Raw genomic sequence first — 14772 nt, 5'->3', positions numbered from 1 at the left:
TACGCAACTTCCACACCTCACGGTATAGCAAGTTTTGCAACGCAGCAATCGCTTATTACAGCTTCAACCATTCTTCATACTTCAGACACTGACTCCATCATTATTACAAATCATCGCGCACGTACTACCAGCGAGGCGAGCTCGGTGGTGTGCCCCATCAGGCCAACCGGCAGGCGGACGCTTTCCCGCCGCTCGACCTGCCCCGCCGCATCGACCACCGCCACGTCGAGCGTGCGGGCGAAGGGGGAGGCGAAGCCCCGCACCGCCGCCACCGGCACGCGGACTTTCCAGCCGCGCCCGCCGCTTGCCGCGACGACGCGGTCGTTGATCGTGATCGTCTGGGCGGCGGAGCTGCGCGTCCCCCGGATCAGCAGGCAGTCGCCTTCCGAACAGCGCACCAGCTTGGCGCTCGGACGCGCATCGGCATACGCCGCCGGTGCGATCAGCAGCGCGGCGGCGAGGGCGAAACGGGAGAATAATGCCATATCCGGCAAGCTGCCGGAGCGCGCCGCGGCGCACCATGCGCCGTTTGACGTACGCGGCGCTCAGGCGATGGCGATGCCGCGTTCGGCGAAATAGGCGGCGACGGGCGCCAGCACCGCCTCGTGCTTGCGCCAGCGCGCGACCGAGTCGCGGTAGATCGGGCGGCGGACCTGCGCCGCGCTGGGGGTGGAGACCGCCCCGCCCTGCGCATGGAACTCCAGGCACCGCTCCGACCAATCGAGCCCGCAATGCGCGAGCAGGCGGCGGGTGGCGCCTTCCTGGTCGGCGACGATATCCTCGTAGCGCAGCTCAAGGATCCGCCCGGGCAGCGCCGCGCACCACAGCGCCATCAGCCGCTCGAACCCGGCCACGTACGCGGCAATATCGAGCAGGTCGTAGCTATAGTCGTAATAGCGCGAGCTGATCGCGAACAGGTTGCGGAAGTTCGCCAGCACCGTGTCCATCGGGTTGCGGCGCAGGCAGACGATCGCCGCATTCGGCAGCGCCCGTGCGGCGATGCCCGCATAATGGAAATTGCCGGGGAATTTGTCGACGAAGCGCCGCTCGGGCAGCCGCCGGTGATGCGCTGCGCGCGCCAGATAGTCGCGGCCGATCGCACCGAGATCGGTGTCTGCCGCCGCGTGCAGCGTTTCGGGGTCGAGGACCGTGCGGCTGCGCGTGCCCGAGGCGGCCTTTACCGCCAGCGGCAAGGCCTGGAGCTCGCCGACGCTCTCGACCGCCGGATGCGCGGCGAGGACGCGGTCGACCAGCGTGGTGCCGGTGCGCGGCATGCCGATGATCAGGATCGGCGCCTCGGCGGGTGCGTCCGTGACCGGCGCGGCGGCGAAGGCCGGCCAGCTTCCCGCCACTGCATCGACGATCGCCGCATCGCGCGCCGGATCATAGCCGAGGGCAGCTCGGTGCTCTGCGTTCACTTCCAACAGACAGGCCAGCGCCGCGTCGCCGCGGCCGATATCCTCCAGCTCCTTGGCCAGCGCATAGCCGGTGAGCAACCGGTTGGGGCCGCGTGCGCGCTGCTTGGCCGCCTGCAGCCGGTCGACATGGTTGCGCTCCGTCCCCTGCTTGCGCAGCCCGGCGAGCAGATGGTGCGCGCGGGCATCGTCGGGGCTGCGCGCGAGCAGCGTTTCCAGCACCGCCTCGGCGTCGTCCATGCGCCCGAGAAAGCTCAGCGTCGCCGCGTGGTTATAAAGGAACGCTTCGTTCTCCGGCGCCAGCGCCACCGCGACCTCGAAGTGGGGCAGCGCGGCTTCATGGTCGCCGAGCCGCGCATAGACGCAGCCGATGGTATCGCGCGACAGCGCATCCCCAGGCGGGTCAGCCTCCGCCGCTGCGAGTTGCACCGCCGCTTCGCCATCGCGCCGCACCAACGTGTAGAGCCGGGCGAGCTGCGCGCGATATTCGCCCAGCGGGGCTTCCGCCACCGCCGCTTCGATCTGCCGGATCGCCTCGCCGACCCGCCCCTGCTCCGCCGCGATCACGCCCAGCAGGAAGGCACCCTCGGCGGACGGCAGCGCCGCCGAGGCCAGCCGCGCCGCCGCCTCGAAATCCCCCTGCTCCAGCGCCGCCCGCGCCGCCGTCGCGCTCATCCGGCGAGCGTCGCCACGGCGATCGCGGTGGCCGATGCGCGGTTCTCGACGCCCATCTTCTGGAAGATCTGCTCGAGATGCTTGTTGACCGTGCGCGGGCTGATTTCCAGGATCTCGCTGATCTCGCGATTCTGCTTGCCGCGGCTCAGCCACACCAGCACCTCCGCCTCGCGCGAGGTAAGCCCGTGACGCTCGGCGAGGATGCGTTCGGCATCGCCCTCGCGCTTCTCGGTGAGGCGGAACAGCCATTCGCGCGCGCTGGTCTGGCGCAGGAAGCTGCACTGGAGCGCACTGTCGCCGATCTGCAGCGTCGCCTGCGCGCCCGGCGGCACCGCCGGATCCTGCAGCCGCCGCACGATCGCGGCCAACTCGTCGGGCAGGTCCAGCGCACGCGGCGACCAATCGGGGAACAGTCGCTCAATCGTCTCGGCGGCGAGCGGGGTCAGCCAGCCGGTCTGCCCCTCGCCGTCGACTGCGAAGGAGGGTCGCCCGGCGGTATCCAGCGCCAGCTGGCTGCTCTGCGCGATCCGGGCATTGGCGAGGTGCACCGCTACGCGCGCCAGCAGCTCATCGACCACGATCGGCTTGTGGACATAATCCACCGCCCCGGCATCGAGCCCGCGCACGACATGCTCGCTCTCGGTCAGCCCGGTCATGAAGATCACCGGCACATGGCGGAAGCGACCGTCCTGCTTGATCCGCCGGGTGGTGCTGAACCCGTCGAGCCCGGGCATCACCGCGTCCATCAGGATCAGGTCGGGCGTGCCATGTTCCAGCAGCTCCAGCGCGGCGAGCCCGTCGACCGCGATCAGCACCGTCATCCCCGCCTGCTCCAGCGTCGCGGTCAGGAAGCGAAGCGATTCGGGGGTGTCGTCCACCACCAGGATCGTGGCGCCGGGATCGCTAGCCGACATCGTCGAGCGTCCTTGCCAGCCCGCGCAGATCGAACGCCTCCAGCTGCGGCCGCAGCCGCGCGACGAGGTCGGCGCTTTCGGGAACGTCCCTCTCCAAAGTCACGAGTGTCGTTTCAATTCCACGGACATGCCCGAGCTTCATAAAGCGGCGCAGCGCATCGAGATAGGGCGCCGCCGACTCGGGCAGTGCCATCGGTGGACTTGGGCGCGCGGCGGGCGCCTCGGCGTCCTCGACGATCCAGTCGAGCCCCAGCTGGCGCGCGATCATGTCGAGCAGCGCGTCGAGATCGACCGGCTTGGTGAGGAAGGCATCGTGCGCGCGGCGTCCGTCGCGGCCGGCATGGAATTCATGCGCATTGGCCGAGACCATCACGATGCGCAGTCCCGCCCCGAAGCGGGCGCGCAACTGCTCGGCCACGTCCCAGCCGCTGGTGCCGGGCATCTGGATGTCGAGCAGCACGAGATCGGGCGAACAATGTTCGGCGAGCGCGAGGCCGGCACTGCCGCCGCTCGCCTCGAACACCAAAAAGCCCAGCGGGCGCAGCAGATGGTTGACCACCGTGGTCTGCGCGGGGCTGTCGTCGATCACCAGGATCGTCTTTTGCGGCCCCTGATAGCCGGTAACGCGGCGATAGGCGGCCGCCCCGGCGGGCGCCTCGATCGGCTCGGGCAGCAGCAGGCGGAGGAGGAAGCTGCTGCCCTCTCCCACTTTGCTCGTCACCGTCACTTCGCCGCCGAGGATCCGCGCCAGCACGTGGGTGATCGCGAGCCCGAGCCCGATGCCCGGCTGCATCACGGTATCGGGCTCGCGGCCCCGCTCGAAGGGCTCGAAGATCCGCTCCAGGTCCTCGGCCGGGATACCGGGCCCGGTGTCGCGCACCTCGATGGCGGCGCTCTGGCTGCGGTAGCGTATGGTGAGCGTCGCGCCGCCCTTGTCGGTATATTTGATCGCGTTGGACAGCAGGTTGATCAGGATCTGCCGCAGCCTTTTCTCGTCGGTGCGGACATAGGCGGGCAGCCGCCCCTCCACGACATAGTCGAGCGACAGCCCCTTGGCCGAGGCCTGGACGCGGAACATCTCTACCACCTGGTCGAGCAACGCAGGCAGCCGCACCAGTTCCTGCCGCACCTGCAGGACGCCGCTTTCGACGCGCGAAATGTCGAGCAGGCCCTCGACCAGGTTGGTGAGATGCTCGGCCGAGCGGCGGATCACCCCGCCCGCCTCGCGCGGCGGGATCGAGTCGCCGCGTTCGAGCAGCTGGGCATAGCCATAGATGGCGTTGAGCGGCGAACGGATCTCGTGGCTAACTGCCACCAGGTAGCGCGTCTTGGCGGCATTGGCGGCCTCGGCGGTTTCCTTGGCCTTGGCCAGCGCCGCTTCGGTTTCGCGGTGCGCGACGATCTCGGCGCATAGCCGTTCGGTCTGCGCGCGATTCGCATCCTCGGCGGCGCGATGCCCCTCGCGCGCTTTCAGGAACAGCCGGGCAAAAGTGGCAGCAACGGCCAGCGCGAGCCCCAGGCAAATCGTCCCAAGAATGCGCGCCATCGCCATGTCGGTTCAGCCCCTTCGCCTGCAAGGACGCGCGGCGGCAGCGCCCCGAAACCGGGGTTCGCCAGTGCCTGAATGACGCATTGCAGCATCACGATTTGGGGTGACACATGCCATACGACATGCCTATAAGTCGTATTACTGGATTGAGCAAACGTAATATCGGATGCGACCGTCCGGCGGCTGAAATTCGCGCTTTCTCGCGCTGCGAAGATGGGGGTCGATCATGACAGTATGGGTTTCCAAGGCGCGGATCGCGGTAGCGGCGGTGGCGATGCTGGCGACGGCGTCGTGCGGCGGTAGCGGCACTGCACCCAAGGCGCGCACCGAGTTCAATATCGGCTGGTCGATCTATGCGGGCTGGATGCCCTGGCCCTATGCCGAACAGGCCGGCATCGTAAAGAAATGGGCCGACAAATACGGCGTGAAGATCCACTTCACCCAGGTCAACGACTACGTCGAGTCGGTGAACCAGTTCAACGCCGGCAAGCTGGACGGCGTGACCGTCACCGACATGGACGCGCTCACCATCCCCGCCGCGGGCGGCAAGGATACCAGCGCGATCATCCTGGGCGATTATTCCAACGGCAATGACGGCATCGTGCTCAAGAACGCCAAGAGCCTCGCCGACATCAAGGGCCGCACCGTCTATCTCGTCGAGCTCTCCGTCTCGCACTATCTGCTGGCGCGCGGGCTCTCCACGGTGGGTCTCCAGCTGTCGGACGTGAAGACGGTCAACACCTCGGATGCGGACATCGTCGGCGCCTTCGCCAACCCCGCCGCCACCGCCGTCGTCACCTGGAACCCGCAGCTGACCGAAGTCGCCAAGCTGCCGGGTGCCACCAAGGTGTTCGATTCGAGCCAGGTCCCCGCCGAGATCCTCGACCTGCTCGCGGTCGACACCGCGACGCTGAAGGCCAACCCCAACCTCGGCAAGGCGCTGGCCGGCATCTGGTACGAGACGATGCAGCTGATGCAGAAGAAGGACGCCACCGGCGCGGCCGCCCGCGCGGCCATGGCGAAGCTCGCCGGCACCACCCCGCAATCGTTCGACGCGCAGCTCAGCACCACGCACCTCTATGCCACGCCGCAGGATGCGGTCGCCGCGGTCAAGTCGCCGGCAATCGGCGCGACCATGGTGAAGGTGCGCGACTTCAGCTTCTCCAAGGGGCTGTTCGGCCAGGGCGCCAAGTCCGCCGATGCGATCGGTATCTCGGTGCCGGGGAAGACGATCGGGGACGCGGGCAACGTCAAGCTGCGCTTCGACCCGACCTATATGGAGCTGGCCGCGGCCGGCAAGCTCTGAGGCCGGACCCCATATGCGCTGGGTGAACATCCGACCCCGCCGCCGCACCGGCTGGCTGCTGGGGAGCCTGCCGCTGCTGCTGGTGGCGATCGTCTACCTCTTCGCCTCGGCAGCGCGGCACGCCGAGAACCCCTCGGACAAGCTGCTGCCCACGCCGGGTGCGATGGTCGAGGCGATGCACGGCCTGCTCGCCCAGGCCGATCCGCTGAGCGGCCGCCTGCTTTTCTGGGCGGACACGCTGGCCAGTCTCGAGCGACTGGGAATGGCGCTCGGCATCTGCGCGCTTTCTGCGCTGCTCGTCGGCATGGTGCTGGGCGTGCTTCCCGCCGCCCGCGCCACCTTTGGCGCCTTCGTCACCACCATCGCCGTGATCCCGCCGATCGCTTTGCTGCCGATCCTGTTCATCGTCTTCGGGCTGGGCGACACCGCCAAGGTCGCGCTGATCGTGATCGGCGTCACCCCGTTCCTGATCCGCGACCTCGCCGACCACATCACCGCCATCCCGCAGGAGCAGCTGATCAAGGCGCAGACGCTCGGCGCCAGCAGCTGGCAGCTCGCGCTCCGCGTCGCGCTGCCGCAGGCGCTGCCCCGGCTGATCGCGGGCATCCGCCTCTCGCTCGGGCCGGCCTGGGTCTATCTGATCTCGGCCGAGGCGATCGCGTCGGACATCGGCCTCGGCTACCGGATCTTTCTCGTCCGCCGCTATCTGTCGATGGACATCATCATCCCCTATGTCGCCTGGATCTCGATCCTCGCCATCCTAATGGACGTGGCGCTGGCCCAGCTCAGCAAGCGCGCCTTCGCCTGGGCGCATGGAGCCGGCCGATGAGCGCGCTCCTCTCCTTCCAGAATGTCTGGCTCGAATATGGCGACAAGGTCGTGCTCGAACGCGTCGAGCTCGACATTGCCGAGCGCAGCTTCGTCTCGATCGTCGGCCCTTCGGGCGCGGGCAAGAGCAGCTTCCTGCGGCTGGCGCTCGGCCAGGAGCGCCCGACCCGCGGCAAGATCCTGCTCGACGGCACCCCGCTGCCCGGCGAATGCGGCCCGGATCGCGGGGTGGTGTTCCAGCGCTATTCGGTGTTTCCGCATCTTACGGCACTCAGGAACGTGATGTTCGAGCGCGAATGCGTCGGCGCGCCGCTCACCGCCCGGCTGTTCGGCGCCGCCCGCCGCCGCGCCCGCGACGAAGCCGCCGCGATGCTCGCCGAGGTGGGGCTGGGCGACGCGCTCGACCTCTACCCCGCCCAGCTTTCCGGCGGCATGCAGCAGCGGCTCGCCATCGCCCAGGCCCTGATCGCCCGGCCGCGCGTACTGCTGCTCGACGAGCCGTTCGGCGCGCTCGATCCGGGCATCCGCCAGGACATGCACCGGCTGATCCTCAAGCTGTGGGAGGAGCACGCACTCACCGTGCTGATGGTCACCCATGACATTTCCGAGGCGTTCAACCTCGGCACCCGCGTGCTCACCTTCGACAAGCGCCGCATCGATCCGCACGCCCCGCACCGCTTCGGCGCGACCGCCGTCTACGACCTCCACCTAACCCGCAAGCGGCGCGAGGCGATCGTCGAGGCGCAGCAGGAAGTATTACGATTGACAGAATCAGTAATAACCGGGAAAGAGGAATCATTGTGAAGGAACCCTCCTCCTCCCTCGCCCGGCTCAGCATGAGCCTGCCCGCCGAACTCTTCCGCCAGCTCGATGAAATGGTGGAAGACCGCGGGCTCCCCTCGCGCTCGCAGCTAATCGCCGAGCTGATCCGCGACGAACTCGCCGAGCAGAGCGCCGCCTCGCGTCCCGAGGAGATGCTCGCCGGCACGATCACCCTTGTGTACCGCGCCGATCTCGGCCGGGTGCGCCACCAGCTGGCGCAGACCCAGGCCGAGTATCTGAAGGAGGTCATCTCCTCGCAGCACGTCTTTTTAGAGGACGACCAGTCGCTCGAGGTGCTGCTGGTCCAGGGGCCGGCACGCCGGCTCCGCGACCTGTGCGACGCGCTGCGCAAGGTGCGCGGCGTACAGCAGCTGCGCCTCTTCACCACCACCGCGTTGCTGCCCCCGCTCCACGAGCAGGACGAGGCGGCGGCCCCAACCGGGAGCAAGGCGGCATGAGCACACTCGCCGACCCCAATGCCGCGCGCGACCATGCGCGGGCGATGGCCGGCACCGTCGTAGAGGCGATGCCGATCCTGCCGCCCCGCGCGGACGACCTGCCCGCGGGCGTGCATGCAGACGATCTCGTATGGGAAGAAACGGTCGCCGCGGGCGGCTATGCCAGCCGGGTGCTGTCGCGCGGCACCCGGCTGCGGCTGATCGACCTGCAGGGCGATGCGTGCGCCTCGCTCCAGCTGTTCAACGCTGCGATGCCGACCGAGCGCCTGAACGTCGCGGACACGGTGAAGGTGCAGTGGAACGCCTATCTTGGCGAGGGCAGCCTGTTCCTCTCGGATATGGGCCGCGTGCTCGCCAGCATCGAGCGCGACGACGCGGGCACGCATGACGCCTTCTGCGGCGCCTCGAATGCCGCATCGAACGCGCGGCATTATGGCGACGGCAGCAATTCGGGGCCCACCCCCAATGCGCGCGATCGGCTGTTGCTCGGCGCCGCCAAGCACGGCCTTTCTCGCCGCGACGTCCATCCGTGCGTGAACCTGTTCAAGGGCGTCCGCATCGCGGCCGACGGCACCACCGAACCGCAGCTCGGGCCGTTTACGCCCGGCCGCGCGCTGGTGCTGCGCGCCGAGATGGACCTGATCGTCGTGCTGGCGAACTGCCCGCACGTGCTCGATCCGCGCCCTTGGACCGTCACGCCGCTGCGCGCCACCGCCTGGCGCGGCCCGGTGACGACGACCGACGATCCGATCCGCAACGCGACGCCCGAGCGGCAGCGCGCCTTCCTCAACACCGAAGACTGGGTCCGCCGCTGATGGAACAGGATGTGGCACTTGCCGGCCTCACCGGCCGGGTGATCCATGACGAGATCGTCCCCGCCCGCGCCCCCTGGCTGCACCGGGTGAAAGCGGGCGAGACGCTCCGCGTCGTCGACCTCGAAGGCAACCAGGCCGTCGACTTCCTCCTCTACGCCACCCACGACGATGCCGAACGCTACAGCGCGCAGGACACGATCGCGGCGCAGGCCAACATCTTCCTGCGCACCGGCAGCGTGCTGCGCTCCAACGAAGGTCGGCCGATGATGACGATCACCGCGACGGCGGTCGAGTATCACGACACGATCGGCGGCGCCTGTTCCTGCGAGTCCAACAGCTTGCGCTACGGCCATTTCACCAAGTCGCAGCACGCCTGTGTCGACAATTTCCTCGAAGCCAATCTGCGCGACGGCCGGGGCAAGCGCGACATCGTGTCCAACGTCAACTTCTTCATGAACGTGCCGGTCGAGGCCGATGGTGCGCTGGGCATCGTCGACGGCATCTCGGCGCCCGGCCTGACCGTGGACCTTCGCGCAGAAATGGATGTGACCGTGGTCGTTTCGAATTGCCCGCAGATCAACAATCCCTGCAACGGCTTCAATCCCACCCCCGTCCGCATGATCGTCACCGCATGAGCGGCGTGCGCACCGTCCTGATCGCCAATCGCGGGGCGATCGCCTGCCGGATCATCCGTACGCTCAAGAAGATGGGCATCCGCTCGGTCGCCGTCTTCTCCGATGCCGACGAGGCCTCGCGCCATGTCGCGCTCGCCGACATCGCAGTGCGGATCGGCCCGGGACCGGCGGCGGAAAGCTATCTCGACGTCGCGCGCATCCTGGCGGCGGCAAAGGAAACCGGCGCAGACGCCATCCACCCCGGCTATGGCTTCCTCTCCGAAAACGCCGGCTTTGCCGAGGCGTGCGAGGCCGCCGGCATCGCGTTCATCGGCCCGACCCCGGACAGCATTCGCGCCTTCGGCCTCAAGCATAGCGCTCGCGCGCTCGCCGAGGCGGAGAACGTCCCCCTCGCCCCCGGCACCGGCCTGCTCGACAGCGTCGAGGCGGCGCTCGAAGCGGCCGAGCGCATCGGCTATCCGGTGATGCTGAAGGCGACCGCCGGCGGCGGCGGCATCGGCATGCGCGTCTGCACCGATGAACAGGCGGTGCGCGACGGCTATGCCGCGGTGGCGCGGCTGGGCGCGGGCAATTTCGGCGATGCCGGGCTGTTCCTCGAACGCTTCGTGCCCCGCGCCCGCCATGTCGAGGTGCAGATCTTCGGCGACGGCCAGGGCCGCGTCGTGGCGCTCGGCGAGCGCGACTGCTCGCTCCAGCGCCGCAACCAGAAGGTGGTGGAAGAGGCCCCCGCCCCGCATTTGCCCGAACGCGTCCGCGCGGCGCTGATCGAAGCGGCAGTGCGGCTCGGCCAGGCGGCCAACTATCGCTCCGCCGGCACCGTCGAGTTCCTCTACGATCCGGCGCGCGAGGACTGGTTCTTCCTCGAAGTGAACACCCGCCTCCAGGTCGAACACGGCGTCACCGAGGAAGTGACCGGCGTCGATCTGGTCGAGTGGATGGTCCGCGGCGCGGGCGGCGACTACAGCTTCCTCGACACCCCCGTCCCCGCCCCCAAAGGCTGGTCGATCCAGGCGCGGCTCTATGCCGAGGATCCGGCGGTCGACTTCCGCCCCGCCTCGGGCACGCTCACCGACGTGGCCTTCCCGGAGGGCGTCCGCGTCGAGAGCTGGGTGGAATCGGGCAGCGCCGTCTCCTCCTTCTACGATCCGATGCTCGCCAAGCTGATCGTCCATAGCGAGGACCGCGAATCCGCCGTCGCGGCGATGCAGGCTGCGCTCGACCACACCCGCTTCGCCGGCATCGAGACCAATGTCCGCTGGCTGCGCGACGTGGCCCGCAGCGAAGACTTCGTGACCGGCGATGTCTCCACCCGCTCGCTCGAAACCGTCGTCCATCGCCCGCAGAGCATCGTCGTCCGCTCGGCCGGCACCGCGACCAGCGTGCAGGATTATCCCGGCCGCGTCGGCCTGTGGGACATCGGCGTGCCGCCCTCGGGCCCGATGGACGCCCGCGCCTTCCGGCTCGGCAACATGCTGCTCGGCAACGACAGCACCGCCCCCGGGCTGGAGATGACCGCCACTGGTCCCACACTGCAGTTCAACGCCGCGACCCGCATCGTCCTCACCGGCGCCGATTTCGCCGCGACGCTCGACGGCAAGCCAGCCGAGCGCAACAAGCCGCTCGCCATCGCCGAGGGTCAGACGCTGGCGCTCGGCCGCGTCACCGGCGGCGGCATGCGCGGCTATATCCTGTTCGCTGGCGGGCTCGACGTGCCGAGCTATCTCGGCAGCGCCAGCACCTTCGATCTCGGCGAGTTCGGCGGCCATGGCGGGCGCGTGCTGCGCGTCGGCGACACGCTGCACCTTACCGGTCATGCCCCCGCCGTGATCCCCGGGCCCCGTGCGATCGAGCAGGAGCAGCTCGGCCCGGATTGGACGATCCGCGTCCTCTACGGCCCGCACGGCGCGCCCGACTTCTTCGCACCCGAGGATGTCGACACGATCCTCTCGGTCGAGTGGAAAGTCCATTACAACAGTAACCGCACCGGCGTGCGGCTGGTCGGCCCCAAGCCGCACTGGGCGCGCAAGGATGGCGGCGAGGCGGGGCTCCACCCGTCGAACATTCACGATAACCCGTACGCGATCGGCGCGCTCGATTTCACCGGCGACATGCCGATCATCCTCGGCCCCGACGGCCCCTCGCTCGGCGGCTTCGTCTGCCCGTTCGTGGTGATCGCGGCAGACCTGTGGAAGGTCGGCCAGCTCGCGCCGGGCGACCGCATCCAGTTCGAGCAGGTCAGCCTCGACGAGGCCGGTGCCGCCGCGCAGGTGGAAGCAGCCTTGATCGAAGGCCGCGCCGCCACCGCGACCAGCCCCGCCAAGGGCGGCGGGCGCGACGCGATCCTGGTCGACCTGCCCGCCAAGGGCCGTCGCCCGCGCGTGCTGTTCCGCCGCCAGGGCGATCGCAACCTGCTGGTCGAATATGGCCCGATCACGCTCGACCTCGAGCTGCGCCTGCGTGTCCATGCCGCGACCACCGCGCTCGCAGAACTTGCGCTGTCGGGCATCCTCGACATCGTACCGGGCATCCGATCCTTCCAGGTGCATATCGACGGCATCCGCCTGAAGGAGGCGGCGCTGATCGAGCGGCTGGTGCAGATCGAGAAAGAGCTCGGCGACCTCGAGGATTTCGTCATCCCCTCGCGCATCGTCCATCTGCCGCTCAGCTGGAACGACCCCGCGATTCACGAGACGATCCAGCGCTACATGCGCGCGGTCCGCGACGACGCGCCCTGGTGCCCGGACAATATCGAGTTCATCCGCCGCGCCAATGGCCTCGCGAGCGCCGAGGAAGTCCACCGAATCATCTTCGACGCCAGCTACCTCGTCTATGGCCTGGGCGACGTGTATCTCGGCGCGCCGGTCGCCACCCCGATCGATCCGCGCCACCGGCTGGTCACCACCAAGTACAACCCGGCCCGCACCTGGACGCCGCCCAACGTGGTCGGCATCGGCGGCGCGTACATGTGCATCTATGGCATGGAGGGGCCGGGCGGCTACCAGCTGTTCGGGCGCACCATCCAGGTGTGGAACACGTACCGGCAGACCGGCGCCTTCGCCGAGGGCAAGCCCTGGCTGCTCCGCTTCTTCGACCAGATCCGCTTCTTCCCGGTCAGCCATGAAGAGCTGACCGAATGGCGGCGCGACTTCCCGCTGGGGCGTCGCGAGATCAAGATCGAGGAGACCGAGTTCCGGCTCTCCGACTATCGCGAGTTCCTCGCCGAGAATGCGCGCTCGATCGCCGCGTTCGAGAAGCAGCGCAACGCGGCCTTTGCGGCCGAGCGTGCAGATTGGGAACGCAAGGGCGAGTTCGATCGCGTCGCCAGCCTCACCGAAACCGCCGACGACAGCGCCGATGAAGCGGTGACGGTGCCGGAGGGTGCCGAACTGGTCGAGGCGCCGTTCGGCGGCAGCGTGTGGAAGCTGCTCAAGGAAGTGGGCGACACCATCGACGCGGGCGAGACGATCGCCGTGCTCGAAGCGATGAAGATGGAGTTCCCGGTCACCAGCCCGGCGGCGGGCACGGTGGCGGCGCTCTATGTCGCGGAGCGGCAGACCGTCACCCCGGGTTCGCCGGTGCTGGCGCTGGTGCGGGCATGACCGCGCTCGACCAGCTTTCGGTGGCGGGCATTGCCGCCGAGGTGCAGGCGGTCAGGCGCAGTGCGGTCGCGGTGATCGAGGATGTGCTGGCGCGGCTCGACGCCTATGATGCGATCCAACCGGCGGTGTGGATCTCGCGCTTCGAACCCGAAGCGCTGCGTGCCGCTGCGGCCGCAGTGGATGCGCGGATCGCCGCAGGCGAGACGCTGCCACTCGCCGGCGTGCCGTTCGCGGTGAAGGACAATATCGATCTCGCGGGCCTCGCCACCACCGCTGCGTGCCCCGCCTTCGCCTACCAGCCGGAGCGATCGGCCACCGTGGTCGCGAAGCTGGTAGCGGCGGGCGCGATCCCGGTGGGCAAGGCCAATCTCGACCAGTTCGCCACCGGGCTCAACGGCACGCGCAGCCCCTATGGCATTCCGCGCAACGCCTATAACCGCGCCTGGGTGAGCGGCGGCTCCAGCTCGGGCTCGGCCGTGGCAGTCGCCGCCGGGCTGGTCGCCTTCGCGCTCGGCACCGATACCGCCGGCTCGGGGCGCGTCCCCGCCGCGTTCAACCATCTCGTCGGCCTCAAGCCCAGCAAGGGGCGCTGGAGCAGCACCGGCCTCGTGCCTGCGTGCCGGACGCTCGATTGCATCACCGTCTTCGCCGGCACCACCGAGGACGCCGCGCTCGTCGATAGCATCGCGGCCGGGTTCGATCGGACGGACTCGCTCTCCCGCGACCTGCCGGACGTACCCCGCGCCCGTCGCCGCATCGGCGTGCCCCGGCCGGACCAATGCCGCTGGTTCGGCGATATCGAATCCGAGTTTCTCTACCGCCAGGCGCTCGCCGGCCTCAATGCCGAGCTGGTCGAGATCGACCTCGCCCCGCTCGATGAAGCCGCGCGCCTGCTCTACGACGGCCCCTGGGTCGCCGAGCGCACCGCCGCGCTACAAGGCCTGCTGCTCGAGAACCCAGACGCCATCCACCTGGTGGTGCGCGAAATCGTCGAGGGCGGTTTCGGCTATAGCGCGATCGACGCGTTCAACGGCGCCTATCGCTTGGCCGAACTCGCCCGCATCGCCGAGGCGATGTGGGAGCAGGTCGACCTGCTCGCGCTGCCCACCGCGCCGACCAGCTACCGCGTCGCGGAGATGCTCGCCGAACCGATCAGGCTCAACGCAAGCCTCGGCGCCTATACCAATTTCGTGAACCTGCTGGACATGGCCGCGATCGCGGTGCCGACCGGCACATACGCCAGCGGCGTCGGCTTCGGCCTGACGCTGATGGGCCCGGCGGGCACCGATCGCGCACTGCTCGACGCGGCGAACGCACTTTTCCCCGCGCCGGCATCCCCGCCGCCGCTGGACCTGGAGGGACGGATGGAAACGGTAAAGCTCGCGGTCGTAGGCGCCCATCTCGAAGGCATGCCGCTCCACTGGCAGCTGACCTCGCGCGAGGCCAAGTTCGTCGAGGCGACCACCACGGCGCCGACTTACAAGCTCTACGCCATGGCAGAGAGCGTGCCGCCCAAGCCCGCGCTGGTCCATAGCGAGGACGGTGCGGCGATCGCGCTGGAAGTCTACGAGCTCGACATGGCCGCGTTCGGCAGCTTCGTCGCCGAAGTGCCGCCGCCGCTCGCCATCGGCACGGTGACGCTGGCCGACGGCAGCATGGTCAAGGGCTTCGTCGCCGAACCGCGCGCGATGACGGGCGCCGAGGACATCACCGCGCTCGGCGGCTGGCGCGCGTACATCGCGCGAGGCTGAGCGGC

12 protein-coding genes are annotated in these 14772 nt (G+C 68.9%); 8 read left to right on the top strand and 4 right to left on the bottom strand.

Annotated elements, in window-relative coordinates:
- Nucleotides 1-110: 110 nt before the first annotated feature.
- Genes ACTJKY_RS09335 through ACTJKY_RS09320 form a run of 4 tightly spaced genes read right to left on the bottom strand, consistent with a single transcriptional unit; the run spans nt 111 to nt 4550 of the window.
- Nucleotides 111-485, bottom strand: coding sequence for a hypothetical protein (locus ACTJKY_RS09335; RefSeq protein WP_440845618.1), 375 nt, complete (start codon nt 483-485; stop codon nt 111-113).
- 60 nt (nt 486-545) lie between these two features.
- Nucleotides 546-2090, bottom strand: a complete 1545-nt coding sequence (locus ACTJKY_RS09330) for a sulfotransferase (protein WP_440845617.1) — start codon at nt 2088-2090, stop codon at nt 546-548.
- Entirely contained in the window at nt 2087-3004 is a 918-nt protein-coding gene (locus ACTJKY_RS09325; RefSeq protein ID WP_440845616.1) for a response regulator, read from the bottom strand. Before ACTJKY_RS09325 ends, ACTJKY_RS09330 begins: the two co-directional genes overlap by 4 nt.
- Complete coding sequence (locus ACTJKY_RS09320; protein ID WP_440845615.1) at nt 2994-4550, bottom strand: ATP-binding response regulator; 1557 nt, start codon at nt 4548-4550, stop codon at nt 2994-2996. Before ACTJKY_RS09320 ends, ACTJKY_RS09325 begins: the two co-directional genes overlap by 11 nt.
- 229 nt (nt 4551-4779) lie before the next feature.
- Between ACTJKY_RS09320 and ACTJKY_RS09315 the strand changes: the two genes are divergently transcribed.
- From ACTJKY_RS09315 to atzF, 8 genes are read left to right on the top strand one after another with little or no spacing between them, the layout of a single operon-like run.
- Nucleotides 4780-5859, top strand: coding sequence for a putative urea ABC transporter substrate-binding protein (locus ACTJKY_RS09315; protein WP_440845614.1), 1080 nt, complete (start codon nt 4780-4782; stop codon nt 5857-5859).
- 13 nt (nt 5860-5872) lie between these two features.
- Nucleotides 5873-6688: an ABC transporter permease gene (locus tag ACTJKY_RS09310; protein WP_440845612.1), complete on the top strand. Its 816-nt coding sequence runs from the start codon at nt 5873-5875 to the stop codon at nt 6686-6688.
- Nucleotides 6685-7491, top strand: a complete 807-nt coding sequence (locus ACTJKY_RS09305; RefSeq protein WP_168845473.1) for an ATP-binding cassette domain-containing protein — start codon at nt 6685-6687, stop codon at nt 7489-7491. Before ACTJKY_RS09310 ends, ACTJKY_RS09305 begins: the two co-directional genes overlap by 4 nt.
- Before the next feature lie 32 nt (nt 7492-7523).
- Nucleotides 7524-7967: a CopG family ribbon-helix-helix protein gene (locus ACTJKY_RS09300; protein WP_206364592.1), complete on the top strand. Its 444-nt coding sequence runs from the start codon at nt 7524-7526 to the stop codon at nt 7965-7967.
- Nucleotides 7964-8782, top strand: coding sequence for an urea amidolyase associated protein UAAP1 (locus tag ACTJKY_RS09295; protein ID WP_440845611.1), 819 nt, complete (start codon nt 7964-7966; stop codon nt 8780-8782). Before ACTJKY_RS09300 ends, ACTJKY_RS09295 begins: the two co-directional genes overlap by 4 nt.
- Entirely contained in the window at nt 8782-9417 is a 636-nt protein-coding gene (locus ACTJKY_RS09290; protein WP_440845610.1) for an urea amidolyase associated protein UAAP2, read from the top strand. Before ACTJKY_RS09295 ends, ACTJKY_RS09290 begins: the two co-directional genes overlap by 1 nt.
- The gene (uca, locus tag ACTJKY_RS09285) at nt 9414-13016 is read left to right on the top strand and encodes an urea carboxylase (protein WP_440845608.1); all 3603 of its coding nucleotides are present in this window, start codon (nt 9414-9416) and stop codon (nt 13014-13016) included. The genes ACTJKY_RS09290 and uca overlap by 4 nt, the downstream gene beginning before the upstream one ends.
- Nucleotides 13013-14767 (top strand): allophanate hydrolase, encoded by a 1755-nt coding sequence (atzF, locus tag ACTJKY_RS09280; protein ID WP_440845607.1) that lies wholly within the window; start codon nt 13013-13015, stop codon nt 14765-14767. The genes uca and atzF overlap by 4 nt, the downstream gene beginning before the upstream one ends.
- Nucleotides 14768-14772 lie beyond the last annotated feature (5 nt).

The organism is Sphingomonas sp. 22176, from assembly GCF_052045505.1.
Taxonomy (GTDB): Bacteria; Pseudomonadota; Alphaproteobacteria; order Sphingomonadales; family Sphingomonadaceae; genus Sphingomonas.
This window is presented reverse-complemented; position numbering and strand designations above follow the sequence as displayed.